The following is an 18,575-nucleotide window of genomic DNA, read 5'->3' on the forward strand; positions in this document are numbered from 1 at the left end:
CGCCGCCCGCGCACAGGCGCCGGGCGGCGGTGCGGGGTCAGCCGAGGCAGAGGACGAGAAGGCAGACCTGGGTGGGCGAGGTGGTCGCCGTCTGCTCCGGAGGAGCCTGGGGGGCCTGGGGCTCGTCCGGCGCGGGAGCGGACGCGGCGGGCGGCTCCGCGGGGGCGGCCGGCGCCGTCGTGGCGGGTTGTGCGGCGGGGGCCTTCGGCGGCTTGGGCGCGTCGGGCGCGGCGGACGCCGTGCGCGCCGGACGGGTGGGAGCCGGCGCGGCCGTGGCAGGAGCCGCGGTCCGCTGTCGCGGGGCGGCCGGCGCCGTCGCGGACGGGGCCGCCTCCCGCGCCGGACGGGACGCGCGCTCCGCCGGCCGCGCCGACGCCGTGGTGGGCCGGTGCGCCACGGCGGCGTCCCGGAGCGCCGTGTCCGGTGCGGCGGCCGCGTCGGCGTTGCCCCTGCCGGAGTCCGTCGGCAGCGCGGCGACCGTCAGCGCGCCGCCGACGAGCGCGATCACCGTACCGGCGGCGGCCCGGCGCTTGTTCTTCTTCCAGCGGGCCAGCTGCCGCCGCCGGGCCGCCCGGCCCTCACCGCTCGGTCCGGCCGGCGTGGGCGCCAGGGCGGGAGCGGTCGGCGGGGCGGCCGGCGCCTCCTCGAAGTCGTACGGCTCCGCCGCCGGGGCCGTCGCCGCGGACAGCACGGGCGGCGGGGCTATGTCCGGTGCGTAGGCGCCGCAACCGGGGCACACCAGGGCCCCGTTGAGGTGGCGCCGGCAGGTGGAGCAGTAGTCCATGGTCTTCTTCCTGTGCTGACTGCGCCGCCGTGCGGGCCCTGGCGTCGGCGACCGATTTCACGTTTTGCGTGCCGGGCCGGTCGGCGAGCAACGCTAACGGCGGGTCCCGCAGGCGGTGCGCAGTCCCTGTGACGCTTTTGGAAAGATTGGCGGCGGGCCCCTCGCGAGGACCCGCCGCACGACGGCGCCGACGCTCCGGCCGGGGCCGGGCCGGCCTAGGTCAGGAGCAGTACTGCTGTTCCTTTCCGATGGACCGGTACATGCAGTCCGAGTTCTCCAGCAGTTGGAGTACCGCGTCGCGGTTGCGGGCGGTCTCGCGCTCGATCACCTCGTCGGGCGGGTAGAAGCCGCCGCCGCCCCAGCCGGACGGGTACATCTCGAAGGTGTAGCCGAAGATCCGCTGGTCTCCCCACAGCCAGTCGTCGATCGACCCGTCGGTGATGTAGAGATCGCTCGACTGCTCGGCCGTGTATCCGTTGCTCGCGCCCATCTTCCTCCCGACGGCGGCGAAGGCGTCCCGGTCGTCCTGGGTCATACCGGGCGCGGTGTCGGAGTAGGTCCAGCCGTACGGCCAGAGCACCAGCTCGCTGTAGGTGTGGAAGTCGATGCCCGTGGCGATCTGCTGCTTCCCGCCGACGACGCGGCTGCGGACGAAGTCGGCGACCACCTTCACCTCGGGCGCGGACTCGGCGGCCCGGCCGCGGTACGTGTCGGAGCTCGCGGAGCCGGAGGAGCCGCCGCAGCAGCCCCACTTGTAGTCCCAGTTGCGGTTCATGTCGGTGCCGACGTACGACGAGCCGGAGTTGGGCTGCCGGTTCTTGCGCCAGCTGCGGTAGCGGCCGGTGGCGATGTCGTACTCGCCGCCGTCCGGGTTGAGGTCCGGGATGATCCAGATCTCGCGGCCGTTCACGGCGTCGGTGATCCGCCGGTCGCTGCCGTAGTCCTCGCCGAACTCGCGCAGCAGATACAGCGCCATCTCGACGGTGAGGTGCTCGCGGGCGTGCTGGTGGTGGGTGAAGAGGACCTCGGGCTCGTTCTCGTCGGCCGCCACGTTGTCGCTGATCTTGACGGCGACGATGTCGCGGCCCTGGTAGCTCTTGCCGATGACGCGCTTGCTCATGATGTTCGGGTACTGCGCCACACGCTGGTTGATCTCCGCCGTCATCTCGGCGTAGTTGTGGTAGCGGGAGTCGGCCGACGGGAAGTCGAACGGCTTCACGTCCGCCGCCGCGGTGCGCAGGGGCGGCGCGGGCAGCGCCTCCAGCGTGTGCCCGAGGGCGCGCAGACGCCTGGCCTGCGCGGCGTCGGCGCTGACGACGACCGTGTGGTCGTCGGCCTCGTCGATCGACACACCGGTGCGGGCGATGGCGGTCCGGTCGGCGACGGTGTCGGGTCCGTGGATCAGGTACTGCCTGGTCTGCTGTTTCTCCTCGGCGGCGGCCGGGGCCGGGGCGGTCCGGTCCGGCGGGGGCGAGGCGCTGGCGCTGATGGGCGCCGCCACGGCGAGCGCGAGGACGGCCGCGAGGGTGGCGGCCTTCCCGCGGTTCGCCCGGATGCGAAGTCGCATGCTGTCTCCTGGGTGGGGAGTTGTGGGGGGTGCTCAGGTGCGACGTACGTGCGGGTGGTCGTGCAATCGTGACTAAATGACATGGTCAGGTCAAGGTGCTGGCCGGTCATTCGGGCCATACTGTGGCCCGTGGAGCGCATCGGCGGGTACCTGGTGGAACGTTGCCTGGGCGAGGGCGGCATGGGCACGGTGCACCTGGCCCGTTCGCGTGGCGGTCGCCCGGTCGCGGTGAAGGTCGCACGACCGGAACTGGCCGCCGACCCCTCCTTCCGTGAACGCTTCCGCGCGGAGGTCGCGGCGGCCCGCAAGGTCGGCGGCTTCCACACGGCGCCCGTGGTCGACGCCGACCCGGACGCGGACCCGCCCTGGCTGGCCACCGCCTACATACCCGGCCCGACCCTCGCCGACCTGATCACCACTCAGGGCGCCATGGACGAGCCGTCGTTGCGCACCCTGGGAGCCGCGCTGGCGGAGGCGCTGATCGCCGTCCACGCCTGCGGCCTGGTCCACCGCGATCTCAAGCCGGGCAACATCATCATGGCCGAGGACGGACCGCGGGTCCTCGACTTCGGCATCGCCCGCGCCGTGGAGTCCACCCGGCTCACGGCGACGGGAACGGCGTTCGGCACTCCCGGTTACCTCGCGCCGGAGCAGGCGCTCGGCGAAGAGGTGACCGGCGCGGCGGACGTCTTCGCGCTCGGCGCGGTGCTGGTGGCGGCCGCGGGCGGCAGGGCCTTCGGCGGGGGAACACCGATGGGGCTCATGTACCGCTCGGTCCACGAGCCGGCGGACGTGTCCGCGGTGCCGGCGGGGCTGCGGGAGACGGCGACCGCCTGCCTGGCCAAGTCCCCCGGAGAGCGCCCCGGCCCGGCGGCGCTGCTGGACGCGCTCGCGCCGCTGCACGCGGCGACGGCCGCCGCCGAGCCGGAGGACCGGGTGCCGACCGCGTACGCGGCGGCCGTCAGGAATCCCGCGCCCGCGTCACCCGCACCGCCGTCACCCGCGACACCGCCCTCTGCGCCGCCGTCTTACGCCCGGCCCGTGCCGCCGCCCGCCGACGCGGAGCCCGCGCCGGCCGACGCCGTGCCGCTGTCCGCCGGGGCCGTTCCCTCGCCCGCCGACGCCGAACCGCCGTCACCCGTGCCCGTCTTCCACGTCGCCGACCGGTTCGGGTCCGTCACGGCCGACGAGGCCGGGATCCTGCTGGCCGTGGACGACGCGGAGGCCGAGTTCGGCTGGGACGAGGTCGGCCAGGTCGAGTACGCGGCCAACCCCCGCGGCACCCGGTTCGAGATCACCGTGACCCTCTACGACGGCAAGGCGTACCGCTCCCGCGTGTACCTGAGCCGGTCCGCCGGACTGCACGAGCTGACCGGACAGCTCGACCGGATCCTGTCCCACTGCTTCCCCGCCCCCGCCGACCGCGACGGACGCTGACCCTCTTGCGCGATCACCCGCGCACCGCTTTGGTGACACGGGTCACAGGTGGGACGAGTGGGAAGGCGGCATGCCATGGCAGGCACCACCGAGCACAGCCCGGACGGGGCGCTCTCCGTACCGCGCAAGTCCAGTTGGAAGTACATCGGGCCCGGGATCGTCGTGGCGGCGACCGGGGTCGGTGCCGGGGACCTGGTCGCGACCCTCGTCGCGGGCAGCAAGTTCGGATACACCCTGATGTGGGCGGCGGTCATCGGCTGCGTCGTCAAGATCTCGCTCGCCGAGGCCTGCGGACGCTGGCATCTGGCGACCGGTCGCACCCTCTTCGAGGGCTGGCGCTCGCTCGGGAAGTGGACCGGCGTCTACTTCGCGATCTACGTCGTCGTCTGGGGGTTCGTCTACGGCGCGACCGCGATGTCCTCCAGTGCCCTGCCGATCGTGGCCCTCTGGCCCGACGGGCCCGACCTCAAGGTCTGGGCCGTGATCACCGGCCTGATCGGCCTGGTCTTCGTCTGGTTCAACCGGTACGCCGTCTTCGAGAAGGTCATGACGGTGCTCGTCGGCGTGATGTTCGTCGTCGTCGTGTACGTCGCGATCCGCGTCTCGCCCGACATCGGCGCGTCCTTCGCGGGCCTCGTGCCGGTGCTGCCGGACGGGTCGCTGCTCTACACGCTCGGTCTCGTCGGCGGCGTCGGCGGCACCATCACCATGGCGGCGTACGGCTACTGGGTGAACGCCAAGGGCTGGACCAACACCGGCTGGATGAAGGTCATGCGCCTCGACAACCGGGTCGCCTACCTCACCACCGGCATCTTCGTCGTCGCGATGCTGATCGTCGGCGCCGAGCTGCTGCACGCCTCGAACATCGCGCTCACCTCGGGCGACCGGGGCCTGATCGACCTGGGCGCCGTCCTCGAGGACAAGTACGGCGCGACGACGGCCAAGCTGTTCCTGATCGGCTTCCTCGCCACCTCGTTCTCGTCGCTGATCGGCGTGTGGCACGGCGTGAGCCTGATGTTCGCCGACTTCGTCGAGCGGCTGCAGCGCGACCGCAAGGGCGTGCCGGCGGACGAGGGCACGGTCGAGGAGGTGGCGGCCGGCAAGAAGGAGCACTCGCTGCCCTTCCGCGCGTATCTGCTCTGGCTGACGTTCCCGCCGATGGCGCTGCTCTTCCTGGACCGGCCCTTCGGGCTGGTCATCGCCTACGGCGTGCTGGGGGCGTTCTTCATGCCGTTCCTGGCGCTCACCCTGGTCTGGCTGCTCAACTCCTCGCGCACCCCGCCGGAGTGGCGCAACGGTCCGCTGAGCAATGTGATGCTCTCGGCGGCGGGGCTGCTCTTCGTCGTGCTGTGCGTGCAGCAGGTGCGCGAACTGCCCTGGTAGCCCGGTACACCCCGGAACGGCCCACGGGCCGGGCCTGCGCCGGCGGGGGAGCGGCGGCGCGGGCCCGGCCCAGGGGGTCGGGGGTGGCGTTCGGGGCAGGCGTGGTGGCTACGGCAGGTTGTGGACGTGCGGTCCCACCGCGTTCGACCAGGCGTTGCCGGCCGTCGCGTCCCAGTTGGTGGACCAGGTCATGGCGCCCCGCAGGCCCGGGTAGGTCTTCGAGGGCTTGAAGGAGCCGCAGTTCGTGCCGCGGGTCAGGCAGTCCAGTGCGTTGTTCACGATGGTCGGGCTGACGTAACCGCTGCCCGCGCCGCGGGTGGAGGCGGGGACGCCGAGGCCGACCTGCGACGGGGCCAGGCCGCCTTCGAGCTGGATGCAGGCGAGCGCGGTCAGGAAGTCGACCGAGCCCTGCGAGTACACCTTGCCGTCGCAGCCGAGCATCGAACCGCTGTTGTAGTACTGCATGTTGACGACGGTGAGGATGTCCTTCACGGCCAGCGCCGTCTTGAAGTACTCCGTGCCCGTGTTCTGCATGTCGATCGTCTGCGGCGCCATCGTCAGCACCATCGACGAGCCCGCCTTCTGCGACAGCTGGCGCAGCGCCTTCGTCAGATACGTCGAGTTGATGCCGTGCTCCAGGTCGATGTCGACACCGCTGAAGCCGTACTCCTGCATCAGCGCGTAGGCGCTGTTCGCGAAGGCCGTGGCGGATGCGTCACTGTTGATGGTGACGTTGCCCTTCTCGCCGCCCACCGAGATGATCACGGACTTGCCTGCGGCCTTCTTCGCGGCGATGTCGGCCTTGAAGTCGGCGACGGAGGCGTATCCGACGGCCGGGTCGAGGTTGAAGACGATCTGGCCGGGCGTGGCCGTCGAGTCGGCGAACGACACGGCGATGATGTCGTACTGCGCCTGCACGTCCCGCAGCTTCTGCACGGTGGCGCCGTTGTCGAAGTTCTGCCAGTAGCCGGTCAGCGCGTGCCGGGGCACCGACGGATTCGGGTCCGGCTCACCGCCGCCCGCGCTGGTGCGGCCGGTCACGGCCGCCGACTTGGCCGACTCGCCCGCCGCGTTCGTGGCGGTGACCTGGAACCGGTAGGCGGTGTCCGCGCTCAGGCCCGTCACCGTCGCCGAGGTGCCGGAGGACGACTGGACCTTGGCGCCGTCGCGGTAGACGTTGTAGCCGGTCGCGCCGGAGACCGGGCCCCAGCTCAGGGCCACGGAGAAGGACGTCACGGCGCCGACCGAGGGCGCGCCGGGCGCCGCGGGGACCACCGGGTCCGGGTCGGTGCCACCACCGCCGTCGGGGCCGAAGACGCTGATGTCGTCGGCGTGGTAGGCGGGCTGCCCGTACCAGCCGTGCGTGTAGACGGTCACCGAGGTGGTGTTCGCGCCGGTGGTGAACGAGGTGGTGAGCTTCGTCCAACTGCTGCCACCGGGTGTCCAGGTGGACACGTCGGTCGTCCCGGTGCCGCTCGCGCCCAGGTAGACGTAGCTGCCCTGGACCCATGCGCTCAGCGAGTACGTCGAGTTCGGCTTCACCGCCACGGACTGGGAGCACTTGGCGTTGTCCTGGCCGGCAGGCGTGGCCTTGAGCGCCGAGGCCCCGCCGTGCACAGGGGAGGAGACCGCGGCGCCACTGCCGCCGGAGCAGTTCCAGTGGGCGAGACCCGACTCGAAACCGGCGTTCTTGGCGACGTTGACGTCCGCCGCCTGCGCGGTCCCTGCCGTGCCGATGAGCGTGAGCCCGGTGCCGACGGCCAGCGCCAGACCGGCGCCCAGCCATCTACGAGAGCGTGTCGTCGTGCGGTCCACTTACGGCCTCCGGTGGGGGAGTTGGGGGGTGGGCGGGGATCTCGTACGGTGACCACCGTGTGGCGTAAAGCTGGTCCAGACCAATCAGGTTGTCAAGACCTCTGGCGGTGATTGGTCCCCGGTTCGGTGTTCTCTGCCTGCGCCCTCGTCGCTAAAGTGCTCATGCAGAAACACGGAGTAGCGGACACGGAGCAGCAGGAGCACGGAGCATAGGGACCTGCGGCCGCCGGAAACCCCGGTGTCCGGAGCTGAACGGGGAACAGCGTGCCGACCGCAATAGCAGTCACCAGCGCCGACCTGGTGCTGCCGCCCAGCGATCACCAGACGCCCACCGCTGCCCTGCTCCATGCCCCGGCCGACCAGCCGCTCGACGCCGCGGTCAGCGACATGAGCGTGCTGCTCGAACAGCACGGCTACGTCGTCGCCCTCTACCCGGCCTCGCTCCCCGCCGCCCACGAACGCCGGCTGCACACGATCCGCGCCGTGCTCGAGAGCGACCGCATCGCCCTTCTCAAGGTCGACCTGCCGCCGCTCGGCGTCGCCGTACTCGCCCGGCAGCTGCGGCAGCTGTCGATCTGCGACTTCAGCGCCGGGATCGTCGCCTCCGCCGCCCGGCTGCTCTCCCACTACATCCACGCCGGCGCCCTGCTCGGCTCCGTCGCCCGGCTCGACCGGATACCCGTGAGCCTGAAGACCCACGCCAAGTCGTGGATGCCGGGCACCCAGTTCGGCGTACTGGCCCACCCGAAGCCCCAGCTGGTCCGCACCGGCAGCGGCGAACTCGCCGGCCCGGACTACGCCACCCAGCTCGTCGTCGCCCGCGGCCAGCTCCAGTCCGAGTGGGTGACCGGTACCCTCGCACCCGCCTGGCACGTGCAGCACATCCACGAAGCGCCGCTGCCCGCCGACTCCGCCCGCTGGTGGGGCACGGCCCGGCTGATCGAGTTCGCCGCCTTCCTGCCGGACGTCTCCGTCCTGTACCAACTGGTCTCTTCCGTCCGGCGAGAGGTGTGCACATGGTGCGGCATCCAACTGATCGGTGACCGCTGCGGCTTCTGCTCCGCGCCGCTGACCGCAGCCTCCAGCCGCACGGGCGCGCCCAGGGCCCTGACCGCCGGCCACTGACGGCCGGCCCTCCTTGAACTCCCCCATACGCCATCGAACGAGGTCGCCCCACCCATGAATTCACGGCAGCGCCGCGGCGTTCTCCTGATTCTGCTCTCGGTCGTCTGCGGCATCGCCGCGTTCGCCGGCGTGCTCACCGTGATCGCCGACGTGAACTCCAAGGTCGGACCGGAGACCACCGCGTACCGCGTCAAGGCCGACATAGCCCCGTACACGCCGCTCGACGCCGGCCAGTTCGAGAAGGTCTCCATACCCGAACGCTGGCTGTCCGACAGCGCGGTCACCGACCTCGGCGTACTGCGCGGGAAGATCGCCGTCACCCGGCTGCGCAGCGGATCGCTCCTCCAGAGCGACATGATCGTGCAGAAGCCGCAACTGGAGAGCGGCCAGCAGGAGATCGCCATCATGATCGACGCGGCGACCGGAGTGGCCGGCAAGATCCGCCCCGGCAACCTGGTCAACATCTTCGCCACCTTCGCCGCGCAGAACGACTCCGGCACCGACCAGTCCCGGCTCATCGTCGTGGGCGCCAAGGTCATCGACGTCGGCGAACTCACCGCCCTCGACCGCAGGAGCGGCGACCGCGCGACCGGCCCCCGCGAGGCCGTCCCCATCACCTTCGCCCTGGACACCGCCGACGCCCAGCGCGTCGCCTACGCCGAGTCCTTCGCCGAGCACGTGCGCCTCGCCCTGCTGCCCGACGGGAGCACCACCACCCTGCGGCCGGGCGACGGCAGCTACGACCTCTCAGAAGACAAGAACAAGTGAGGGCCGGATGACGACGCGTATCCTCCCCGCCGTCGGCGACCCCGACGTCGCCCGGTCCATCGGCAGCCTGCTCGGCCGGCTCCCCGACGCCGAACCGGCCGGCCCGGTCGGCGACTCCACCTCGCTCGTCGACACCCTGGCCCGGCTCGCCGCCGAGTCGCTCGACGAACTGCCCGAGGTCGTGCTCGTCCACGAACGGATCGGGCCGCTGCCCGCGCTCGAACTGATCAGGGACGTCGCCCTGCGCTTCCCCGCCGTCGGCGTCGTGCTCGTCACCGCCGACACCAGCCCCGGCCTGTACTCGGCGGCGATGGACTCCGGCGCCCGCGGCCTCGTCTCCCTGCCCCTGACGTACGAGGAACTGGCGCAGCGCGTCCAGGGCGCGGCCGGCTGGGCCGCGGGCGTACGCCGCCACCTCGGCCACGGACCGGAGACCGGCTTCGGCGGGCCCGGCGGCACCGTGGTCACCGTCAGCGGCGCCAAGGGCGGCGTCGGCACCACCGTCACGGCTATCCAGCTCGCCCTCGCGTCGGCGGCCTCCGGCCGCTCCACCGCCCTCGTCGACCTCGACCTCCAGGGCGGCGACGTCGCCTCCTACCTGGACGTCCAGTTCCGGCGCTCCATCGTGGACCTCGCCGCCATCCAGGACATCGGCGCCCGCGTGCTGGCCGACGCGGTCTTCAACCACGAGACGGGCGTCGCGCTGCTCCTCGCCCCGGCGGAGGGCGAACGGGCGGAGGACGTCAGCGACCGGCTCGTACGGCAGACCCTCGGCGCGCTGAAGCAGCGGTACGAGACCGTCGTCGTCGACTGCGGCACCCATGTGGACACCGCCAACGCCGCCGCCATCGAGATGGCCGACACCACGCTGCTGCTCACCACCCCGGACGTGGTGACCGTGCGGGCCACCAAGCGGATGGTGCGGCTCTGGGACCGGCTCCAGATCCGCAAGGCGGAGGAGACCGTCACGGTCGTCAACCGCCATACGCGCGGCAGCGAGATCCAGCCCCCGCTCATCTCGAAGATCACCGCGACCCGGGTGGCCCGGTCGGCGATCCCCGCGAACTTCCGCGAACTCCAGGGTGCCGTCGACGCCGGCCGGATGCAGGACCTGGAGGCCAAGTCCTCCGTCAAGCAGGCCATGTGGGCCCTCGCGGGTGAACTCGGCCTGGTGAAGGACGCCCAGGCGGACGCCGGGCAGAGCGGCCGCTTCGGGGGCGGACGACGGCACGGGCGCGCGAAATGACCGGGCGGGCGTACGGAACGGGCCGGGGGGCGTACGGAACGACCCGGCGGGCGTCCGGGGACCGGGGCCAGTCGGTGATCGAGTTCACCGGCATGGTGCCGATCATCCTGGTGACCCTGGCCGTGCTGTGGCAGTCGGCGCTCGTCGGCTACACCTTCGTGCTGGCCGGGAACGCCGCCGACAAGGCGGTCGCCGCCGGGGCGCGCGCCGAGGGCGGCGGCGCGGCGGCGTGCGCGCGGGCCGCCCGGGAGGACGTCACGGGCGGCTGGTCGGCGGCCGTGACCTGCGGCGAGGGCGGCGACCTGTACACGGCCGAGGTTGCCCTCGACGTGCCGCTGCTGTTCCCCGGCGTCAACCTCCCGATCACGATCACGGGCCGGGCGGGCGCGGCGACCGAGCGGCGGGACACGCCATGAGGCGGGGCCGCCTGGCCTTGTCGGGGCGCGTCGGCCGGCGGGGCGGCGGGGCGTCGTCGGGGCGCGTCGGCCGACGGGGCGGTCCGGTCTCGTCGGGGCGCGTCGCGCGGTGGCGGGCGATGCGCGGCGACCGCGGGCAGAGCGCGATCGAGTATGGCGGCTGGCTGTTCCTGCTCCTCTTCGTCATGACGGTCGCCGTCCAGGTCGGCCTCGCCGTGTACGCGGCCCAGCAGGCCGGCACCGCGGCCCGCGCGGCGGCGCGGGTGGCGTCCCAGCCCGACGCGACGACCAGCGGGGAGTCCGCCGGACAACAGGCGCTCAGCTCCTGGCTGGAGGCCGGCGTCGTCACCCGGGAGGGCGGCGACGCGGTCACCGCCGACGTCACCGTCGTCATCCCCCAGGTCGTCCCCGGCGTCAGCTTCGGCAGCGTCACCAAGAGCGCCACGATGCCCCTCGACGAGGAGTCGACACGATGAGTCTGCGCGCCCGTATCCAGCGCATCGACGGCCCCGACCCGGCGAACGGCCAGAGCGAGGAGAGCCGGCTCGTCGGCGTCTACCGCGCCAAGCTCCTCGAGGAGATCGACCTCGCCGAGATGTCGGCCCTCGCCGCCGGCGAACGGCGGGAACGGCTGGAGCGCGTACTCGGCCACATCATCAGCCGCGAGGGCCCCGTCCTGTCCGGCGGCGAACGCTCGCACCTCATCCGCCGCGTCGTGGACGAGGCGCTCGGCCTCGGCATCCTCGAACCGCTCCTCGAGGACGCGTCCATCAGCGAGATCATGGTCAACGGCCCCGAGCAGGTCTTCGTCGAGCGCGGCGGCCGGCTGGAACAGCTGCCGCTGCGGTTCTCCTCCACCGATCAGCTGATGCAGACCATCGAACGCATCGTCTCCACCGTCAACCGCCGGGTGGACGAGGCGAACCCGATGGTCGACGCCCGGCTGCCCACCGGCGAGCGCGTCAACGTCATCATCCCGCCGCTCTCCCTGACCGGCCCCGTCCTCACCATCCGCCGCTTCCCCCGCGCCTACACCCTCCAGGAGATGATCGGCCTCGGCTCGCTCGACGAGCACATCCTGATGCTGCTCGCGGGGCTCGTCCGCGCCAAGTTCAACGTGATCGTGTCCGGCGCCACCGGCACCGGGAAGACGACTCTCCTCAACGCCCTCTCCGGGCTCATCCCGGACGGCGAACGCATCGTCACCATCGAGGACTCGGCAGAGCTGCGGCTCCAGCAGAACCATGTGATCACGCTCGAGTCCCGCCCGGCCAACGTCGAGGGCAAGGGCCGCATCACGATCCGCGACCTCGTACGCAACTCCCTGCGCATGCGCCCCGACCGCATCATCGTCGGCGAGGTCCGCGGCGGCGAGACCCTCGACATGCTCCAGGCCATGTCGACCGGCCACGACGGCTCCCTCGCCACCGTCCACGCCAACAGCGCGGAGGACGCGCTGATGCGGCTCCAGACCCTCAGCTCCATGAGCGAGGTCGAGCTGCCGTTCGCGGCCATCCACGACCAGATCAACAGCGCCGTCGACATCATCGTCCAGCTCACCCGACACGCCGACGGGGCGCGCAAGATCACCGAGATCGCCGTCGTCGACTCGTACGGCCGCGAGGACTACCGCTTCGTGACCGTCTGCCGCTTCGACGCGGAACCGCCGGCCGGCGACGGGCGCGTACACGGCCGCTTCCGGTACTTCCCGCTTCCCAGGCGGGTCGCGGAACGCCTCTACATGGCGGGCGAGGCGATCCCCCCGGCCTTCGGGGTCGGGGACACGCCGCTGGAGCTGACGACCCGCGTCCCGCCGGGCCTGAGCCCGGTCCCGGACCCGCGGGTGGGGCCGGGGGCGGGCGCGGCGGGGGCGAGCGCGCGGGTGGAGCCGGGGGCGGTTGCGCCGCCTGAGGGCCCGTGGCCGGGGCCGGTGCCGCCGCAGGGCGACCCGTGGGCCGGGCCGGGCGCTGGGGGCTTCGCGCCGCCTGAGGGCCCGTGGCCGGGCCAGTCACCGGAAGGCCGGCAGCCGCGATGAACCTCCCGCTCCTCACGCTCGGCGTCACCCTGCTCGGCTGCGTACTCGCCGTCCTCGGCGTACGCAGCTGGTCGGCCGGCCAGGCACAGCACCAGGCGCTCGTGGACCGCATGTCGCAGACCGGCCCACTCGCCGTCGCCGGCGGCCGCCGGCGACGCTTCGCGGGGCTCGACCGCAGGCTGCGCCGTACCCGCCTCGGCCGGCGCATCGAACGCTCCCTCTCCGCCACCGGGCTCGACCTCACCACCGGCGAGTACGCCGTCTACGCCGCCGCCGCGCTGCTCGCCCTCTACTTCGTCGTCGGCTCGGTCTTCGCGCCCTTCTTCGGCCTGCTCGCCGTACTGATCGGGCTCTGGGGCGCACAAGGATTCCTCAACTGGCAGCGCGCCAAACGCACCGAGGCGTTCATCAACCAGCTGCCCGAGCTCACCCGCGTACTCGCCAACGCCACCCAGGCCGGGCTCGCCCTGCGCACCGCCATCGGCATGGCGGTGGAGGAACTCGACGACCCCGCCCGCGAGGAACTGCGCCGCGTCGCCGACCAGCTCGCCCTCGGCCGCTCCCTCGACGACGCCCTCGGCGACCTCGTGGAACGCCTGCCCTCGCGCGAACTGACCGTGCTCGTCTCCACGCTGATCCTCTCCAACCGGGCGGGCGGCACCATCGTCACCTCGCTGCGCAACCTCACCGACACCCTGGAGGAGCGCAAGGAGACACGGCGCGAGGTCACCACCCTGCTCTCCCAGGTCAAGGTGACGGCGGTGGCCGTCCCCGTGCTCGGCCTGGGCTTCCTGCTCGTCATCAGCGGCATGCGGGACGGCGCGCTCGACGCCATGACCGGCGCGCTCGGCGGCCGGCTCGCCGTGCTCGTCGCCGCCGGGCTGTACGCCCTCGGCTTCGCCCTCATCAACCGACTCACCCGCGTCCGCATCTGACGCCCGATCTGAACCTGGAGGGAGGCACACATGCTCGGACTCGCCCTGGCCGCCGTACTCGGCCTCGCCGTCCTCGGCGTCTTCCACGGCATCCGCATGTACCGGGCGGAGGCCAAGCTCCCCGGCGACCTCGCCGTGGCCCTCGAGATCGGCGCCACCCGCACCAGCTACCCGGGCATGGCCATCGACCGCCTCGGCATGCGCTGGGCGCCCTCGGTGCTGCGGCTGATGGGCCCGCGCCGGGTCGACCGGGTCCGCCGCAGGCTCGACATGGCGGGCAACCCCGGCGGCCTGACGGTCGACCGCTACGCGGCCCGCCGCGCCGTGTACGGGTTCCTCGGCACGCTCGTCGCCTTCGGGATGCTGATGAACGGCCACGTCGTCTTCGCCGTCTTCTTCCTCCTCTACGGCCTGTTCTGGACGGACGTCCTGCTCCGGGCCGCCATCGCCCGCCGCCGCGACGACATCGAACGCACCCTGCCGGACTTCCTCGACGTGCTCGCGGTCGTCGTCTCCGCCGGCCTCGGCTTCCGCCAGGCCCTGGAACGCGTCGCGGAGAAGTACGACGGCCCCTGGTCCGACGAACTGCGCATCACCCTGCGCCAGATGGACATGGGCATGGGCCGCCGAGAGGCCTTCGAACAACTGCGCCGCCGCAACGAGTCGGACCAGGTCTCGATGTTCGTCTCCGCCCTGCAACAGGGCGAGGAACTGGGCGCCCCCATCGTCGACACCCTGATCCAGATCGCCAACGACATGCGCCGCACCGACGCCCAGAACGCCCGCCGCAAGGCCGCCAAGGCGGTCCCGAAAGCGACGCTGATCGTCACGAGCTTCATGCTCCCCGGCACGATGATCCTCATCGTGGCCGGCTTCTACTACGCGGCCGACGTCGACTTCGGTGCCATCTTCGGGGGTTGACCAGGTGTTGACTTGGCGATGATTGACCCAAGTGTCTTCGCTCACGCAAGCGAATGTGGGAGATTTCCTCCGGGGCCCCGGTGTAGCCGGGAGACTCCACGGAGTGATCAGCGGCGAGGGAGGCCGGACCGACATGTACGAGCGGTCCGTCGAAGGGGAACGAGGGGTAAGCCATGAAGGACTTCGGCCTGCTCGGGGTCACGGCTGCTGCTGCGACGAGGCTCCGCAGACACCTGCGTGGGGATCGAGGGCAGGGGTCGATCGAGTACGTGGGGATCACGATCCTGGTGGTGGCGATTGTGGTGCTGCTGCTGAACACGAATCTGGGCGCGTCGATCGCCGACACGTTCACCGAAAAGATCAACTCTGTCCTCAACAGCGGTGGTGGGGGCGGCGGGGGAGGCGGTGGCGGGGGTGCAGGCTGAGCCGCTCGCCCGCCGGTGATCGCGGTCAGGCAACCCCCATCTACATGGCCGCCGTGGTCGGCCTGCTCTTCCTCGTCCTTGTGTACCTGGCCTTCGGGCAGGCCGATGTGACCCGCAACGGCACGCAGACGGCGGCGGACGCGGCCGCTCTGGCAGCGGCCAAGCAGTCGAGGGATGAGCTGGACCTAGAGGACGTCATCGACGACCTGGAAGCGATCTTCGGCGGCCGGATGCCGGTCGACACCCCGGACGGTTGTACGCGGGCGGTGGACTTCGCTGCGAGGAACGACGCGGTGGCCGGCTACAACGACTGTGTACCGCTGAACGACGGACGCTGGGGCTTCACGGTCAACGTGAGGTCCCGGGAATCGATGGGCGACAGCGTCATCGAGGGAACGGGGACCAAGCACGCCACGGCAACGGCCACCGCCGTGGTCGAACCACGCTGCACGTTCGCGCCCGAGGAGAGCGAAGCGCCGGACCCTGATGACGAGGGAGCCGAGGACGACAAGGAGAAGCCCTCACCCGGCAAGCTGCTCTGTGATTCCGAGGACTGGGTCATAGACCCCGAGAACCTGGATCTACTGCCCGACATGGCAGATCTCTTCACCGTCAGACTGGCCGAGGCACGAGCCCGATGAGCGCAAAGGAACAGGATTGATGAGCATGCGGCACATGAGCACCATGCGCCGGGCCGGGGCGGCAGCCGTGCTGTCGGCCGCCTTGATCTTTACGTTGTCGGCCTGCGGCGGGAGCGGCGACGAGCCGGACCCGAGCAGCTCCTCGTCGGCCCCTGGCACCAAGAGCGGCGACGAGGGCAACGCCGCACCGGAGGCCGCGGCCACCACGCCGAGCCAGCCCATCGCAGCGGCCAGGGGTGAAAAGGGGGTCGAGATGTCGGTCTTTTCGGCGAAGCGCGACGAGGGTGGATTCCTCACGATCGACGGAGAGATCAAGAACGCCACCTCCGAAGGGTTCACCACCCCTGTCCGCTGGAACGGCATGGAACAGTCCGTCGCAGCCACGGGGCGCTCCTTCGCGGGAATGACCCTGGTCGACTCCAAGGGCAAGAAGCGCTACTACGTGCTGCGCGACACCGACAACCGGCCGCTCACCACCTACGCCTATGCGCCGTTCATCAAGGCGGGCGACAGCCTCGCCTTCTTCGCGCAGTTCCCCGCACCCCCCGCCGACACCACTCAGCTGGCGCTCCAATTGCCCGGCTTCCCCAGCACCACGATCGAGCTGTCATGACCCCCACCACGACCAGGACCGCGACCGCCGCCGTTCTCGCGGGTGTGCTCTCCCTCGGCCTCCTCGGCGCGGGCGACGCGTTCGCCGACGACGGCCCGTACGCCGCGCCGCCCGCCGCGGCGCCGGTCAGGATCGACGCCAGGGACTCGGACCTCAAGCTCCCGGAGGGCGCGACGCTCGCCGAGCCGAAGGTCATCGACATCAAGTCCGTCGTCGAGGACATCAGTGGTGAGGAGCGCCGCGAGGAGACCAACTCGGACATCAAGTTCGCGCTCCAGGCCGAGGTGCTGTTCGGCAAGAACAGCGCGAAGCTCTCGGACGAGGCGGCGTCCCGTATCGCGGCCATCGCCGCCGAGATCAAGACGCAGAGCGCCAAGAAGATCCGCGTCTTCGGTTTCACCGACGACCTCGGCACCGAGGCCCACGGCGACAAACTGTCCAAGGAGCGCGCGGACGCGGTGCACAGCGTGCTCTCGCAACAGTTGAGCGGCGCGGGCATCACGTACGAGATCCGCGGCTACGGCGAGGACTACCCGATCGCCAGCAACGCCACGGAGGAGGGCCGCCGCAAGAACCGCCGCGTGGAGGTGTCGTTCCCCCGGGAGTGACCGACGCGCACGGGCCGCTACAGCAGATGGTCCACCTTGCCGGACTTGATCTCGCGGATCAGGATCCGCAGCGCCTCGCGGCTGTCGGTGAGGGGACGGTCCTCCTGGCCGGCTACGGCGATATAGCCGTTGCCTTCGGCATCCGTGCCTATGCGGAAGCAGTTGTTGCCCTCGCCGCAGAAGGCGTCTTCCCAGTTGATCTCAGTCATGTCGTCCCTGTCAGAGTTGGCGTGCGACGGAGTGGATGAAGTCCCGCGACCGGTCGGCCGGAAGTGCAGCGCAGTCCATCCAGCTCAGGTGGGTTCGGTACTTGGCCAGCTGGGCCTCGGCATGCATGAAGTCGGGTCCATGGGCGGAGTCGAGCTGCACGGTGTCCAGTTGGGGCACGCCGCCTTCGGCGTAGAGGATGGCGTGTCCCGCACCGGGGAAGGCTCCGCTCTCGACCGGAACAACCCGCAGCATGATGTGCTCCCGCTCGGACATGCAGCAGAGGTACTCGAGCTGTGCCCTCATGACCTTGGTGCCGCCGACGTGCATCCGCAGCGCTGCCTCGTGGATGTACCCGACGTAGGGCAGGCGCTCCAACACTTGCTGACGCTGCATGCGATGAGTCATACGCAGTTCCACCTCCAGCCGGGACAACGGCGGAAGCACCGCGCCGAAAACCGCGCGGGCGTAGTCCTCGGTCTGCACCAGGCCAGGTATGTGAACAACCTGCATGGTGTGCAGCCGAACAGCACGCCATTCGAGTTCGGCGATGTCGAGCATGCCTTGCGGGAGGGTGCCGCGGTACTGCTCCCACCAACCGCGCTCGCGTGCTGATGCCATGTGAATCAGCGCGTCCACGTAAGGCTCGTCGGCGCACTCGTAGTTGCAGGCGAGCGTCCGTACCCGCTCGGGTGTGAACTGCCGAACGCCGGCCTCCATGTTGGAGATCTTGGTTCGGTCGATCCCTAGCAGCCCTGCCGCGTACTCGGTCGTGACGCCGGCGGCTATGCGCATCTTCTTGAGCTCGGCGCCCAGTCGCTTCTGACGTTCAGTCGGAGTCGGTCGAGTCGGCATGCTGCCCCTTCGTGGGCGGTCGGTCGGGGGTCAGTCTGCAGCCGTACATGTGTACCGGTCCACTTCATAGTGGCAATTGCCCATGAAGTCGTGGCACATGTGCCACGACCTGTCTACGTTGAGTACTGCACCGCTTATTTGCTACCGAGTCGGAAGTGCATCACGCGTGCCCGCCCGAAACTCCGTCCCTGGGAGGGGCGGGCGCGCGTCAGGGAGACAGGCCACCACTCACACGAGCCGGAAGCAGCCTTCGACACAGGAGTTCGCCATGACGCCTATCCTCCGACCGGTCTCGCTCTGCCCTGTCCCTCCACGCCCCACCCGAACCGCCGCACATCCCGACGGGCACCGTCGGCCCGGTTCCGTGCTGAGTCTGACCGTCCCCGGCGACGCATGCAGCGCGAGCGTGGCCCGGGCCGCCGTGGCGTCGGCCCTTCGCGTCCGCGGCCTGGAGGCGTTCACGTTCTCCGCCGTCCAGGCCGCCTCCGAATTGGTCGCCGTCGCGACCCGCTTGACGCCACGCGACGACGCCTACCTCTTCCTCCGCCAGCGGGGCGACGCCCCTGCGTCTCGCCGTCTGGGACCAGCACCCCCGCCACGCGGATCCGGTCACCAACTCCCGCTGCGAGGAACGCCGATTGCGCGCTCTGGCTGCTGGCGGCCGTCGTGGACGACTGGGGCGGCAAGTGGGGCATCTGCCGGACCCAGCCACCCCACCGAGGTGCCAAGACCTGGGTTCTCCTGCCCAGATGATGCCCCTGACGCCGAGGAGTGTCCGACGTTGGCGCACCCGC

18 protein-coding genes and 1 pseudogene are annotated in these 18,575 nt (G+C 71.1%); 14 read left to right on the top strand and 5 right to left on the bottom strand.

All coding sequences use genetic code 11. The features are described 5' to 3' along the window. Positions 1-37: 37 nt before the first annotated feature. Positions 38-784 (bottom strand): SCO2400 family protein, encoded by a 747-nt coding sequence (locus ACWD01_RS05960; RefSeq protein WP_451158529.1) that lies wholly within the window; start codon positions 782-784, stop codon positions 38-40. Positions 785-1,004: 220 nt separating this feature from the next. Beyond that, entirely contained in the window at positions 1,005-2,351 is a 1,347-nt protein-coding gene (locus tag ACWD01_RS05965) for a M14 family metallopeptidase (protein ID WP_451158531.1), read from the bottom strand. A gap of 180 nt (positions 2,352-2,531) precedes the next feature. On the opposite strand from ACWD01_RS05965, the gene ACWD01_RS05970 reads away from it, so the two are divergent. Both ACWD01_RS05970 and ACWD01_RS05975 read left to right on the top strand, forming a co-directional pair. Further along, a complete protein-coding gene (locus ACWD01_RS05970; RefSeq protein ID WP_451158863.1) occupies positions 2,532-3,788 on the top strand; it encodes a serine/threonine-protein kinase in 1,257 nt (418 codons plus the stop codon). 75 nt (positions 3,789-3,863) lie between these two features. After that, positions 3,864-5,171 (top strand): Nramp family divalent metal transporter, encoded by a 1,308-nt coding sequence (locus ACWD01_RS05975; RefSeq protein WP_356897252.1) that lies wholly within the window; start codon positions 3,864-3,866, stop codon positions 5,169-5,171. Between the two features lie 108 nt (positions 5,172-5,279). Here the strand turns inward: ACWD01_RS05975 and ACWD01_RS05980 are convergent, their stop codons facing one another. Next, the gene (locus ACWD01_RS05980; RefSeq protein WP_451158533.1) at positions 5,280-6,986 is read right to left on the bottom strand and encodes a chitinase; all 1,707 of its coding nucleotides are present in this window, start codon (positions 6,984-6,986) and stop codon (positions 5,280-5,282) included. A gap of 264 nt (positions 6,987-7,250) precedes the next feature. On the opposite strand from ACWD01_RS05980, the gene ACWD01_RS05985 reads away from it, so the two are divergent. The 12 genes and pseudogenes from ACWD01_RS05985 (at position 7,251) to ACWD01_RS06040 (ending at position 16,719) form a co-directional block, all read left to right on the top strand. Continuing rightward, positions 7,251-8,111 carry a hypothetical protein gene (locus ACWD01_RS05985; protein ID WP_451158535.1) on the top strand — a complete coding sequence of 287 codons (861 nt, stop codon included), beginning with the start codon at positions 7,251-7,253 and terminating at the stop codon, positions 8,109-8,111. 54 nt (positions 8,112-8,165) lie between these two features. After that, the gene (cpaB, locus tag ACWD01_RS05990; protein ID WP_451158537.1) at positions 8,166-8,879 is read left to right on the top strand and encodes a Flp pilus assembly protein CpaB; all 714 of its coding nucleotides are present in this window, start codon (positions 8,166-8,168) and stop codon (positions 8,877-8,879) included. A gap of 7 nt (positions 8,880-8,886) precedes the next feature. After that, positions 8,887-10,125 (top strand): AAA family ATPase, encoded by a 1,239-nt coding sequence (locus ACWD01_RS05995; protein ID WP_451158539.1) that lies wholly within the window; start codon positions 8,887-8,889, stop codon positions 10,123-10,125. Positions 10,126-10,199: 74 nt separating this feature from the next. After that, the gene (locus ACWD01_RS06000; RefSeq protein WP_451158541.1) at positions 10,200-10,541 is read left to right on the top strand and encodes a pilus assembly protein; all 342 of its coding nucleotides are present in this window, start codon (positions 10,200-10,202) and stop codon (positions 10,539-10,541) included. Between the two features lie 119 nt (positions 10,542-10,660). After that, the gene (locus tag ACWD01_RS06005; protein WP_451158543.1) at positions 10,661-11,017 is read left to right on the top strand and encodes a TadE/TadG family type IV pilus assembly protein; all 357 of its coding nucleotides are present in this window, start codon (positions 10,661-10,663) and stop codon (positions 11,015-11,017) included. Next, positions 11,014-12,348: pseudogene (locus ACWD01_RS06010) on the top strand (CpaF family protein); the annotation flags it as partial. The gene ACWD01_RS06005 and the pseudogene ACWD01_RS06010, both read left to right, overlap by 4 nt. Before the next feature lie 224 nt (positions 12,349-12,572). Then, a complete protein-coding gene (locus ACWD01_RS06015; RefSeq protein ID WP_451158545.1) occupies positions 12,573-13,511 on the top strand; it encodes a type II secretion system F family protein in 939 nt (312 codons plus the stop codon). A 30-nt stretch (positions 13,512-13,541) separates the two neighbouring features. Then, on the top strand, positions 13,542-14,432 hold the full coding sequence (locus ACWD01_RS06020; protein ID WP_451158547.1) for a DUF5936 domain-containing protein: 891 nt from the start codon (positions 13,542-13,544) through the stop codon (positions 14,430-14,432). Between the two features lie 173 nt (positions 14,433-14,605). Beyond that, complete coding sequence (locus ACWD01_RS06025; RefSeq protein WP_451158865.1) at positions 14,606-14,857, top strand: Flp family type IVb pilin; 252 nt, start codon at positions 14,606-14,608, stop codon at positions 14,855-14,857. Beyond that, the gene (locus ACWD01_RS06030; protein ID WP_451158867.1) at positions 14,854-15,498 is read left to right on the top strand and encodes a pilus assembly protein TadG-related protein; all 645 of its coding nucleotides are present in this window, start codon (positions 14,854-14,856) and stop codon (positions 15,496-15,498) included. Before ACWD01_RS06025 ends, ACWD01_RS06030 begins: the two co-directional genes overlap by 4 nt. Before the next feature lie 34 nt (positions 15,499-15,532). Further along, positions 15,533-16,111 (top strand): hypothetical protein, encoded by a 579-nt coding sequence (locus tag ACWD01_RS06035; RefSeq protein ID WP_451158549.1) that lies wholly within the window; start codon positions 15,533-15,535, stop codon positions 16,109-16,111. After that, positions 16,108-16,719: an OmpA family protein gene (locus ACWD01_RS06040; RefSeq protein WP_451158551.1), complete on the top strand. Its 612-nt coding sequence runs from the start codon at positions 16,108-16,110 to the stop codon at positions 16,717-16,719. Before ACWD01_RS06035 ends, ACWD01_RS06040 begins: the two co-directional genes overlap by 4 nt. Positions 16,720-16,736: 17 nt before the next feature. Here the strand turns inward: ACWD01_RS06040 and ACWD01_RS06045 are convergent, their stop codons facing one another. Then, on the bottom strand, positions 16,737-16,928 hold the full coding sequence (locus tag ACWD01_RS06045) for a hypothetical protein (protein ID WP_451158552.1): 192 nt from the start codon (positions 16,926-16,928) through the stop codon (positions 16,737-16,739). Between the two features lie 10 nt (positions 16,929-16,938). Beyond that, the gene (locus ACWD01_RS06050) at positions 16,939-17,781 is read right to left on the bottom strand and encodes a helix-turn-helix domain-containing protein (protein ID WP_451158554.1); all 843 of its coding nucleotides are present in this window, start codon (positions 17,779-17,781) and stop codon (positions 16,939-16,941) included. Positions 17,782-18,575 lie beyond the last annotated feature (794 nt).

This window comes from Streptomyces sp. NPDC002835 (assembly GCF_053591995.1).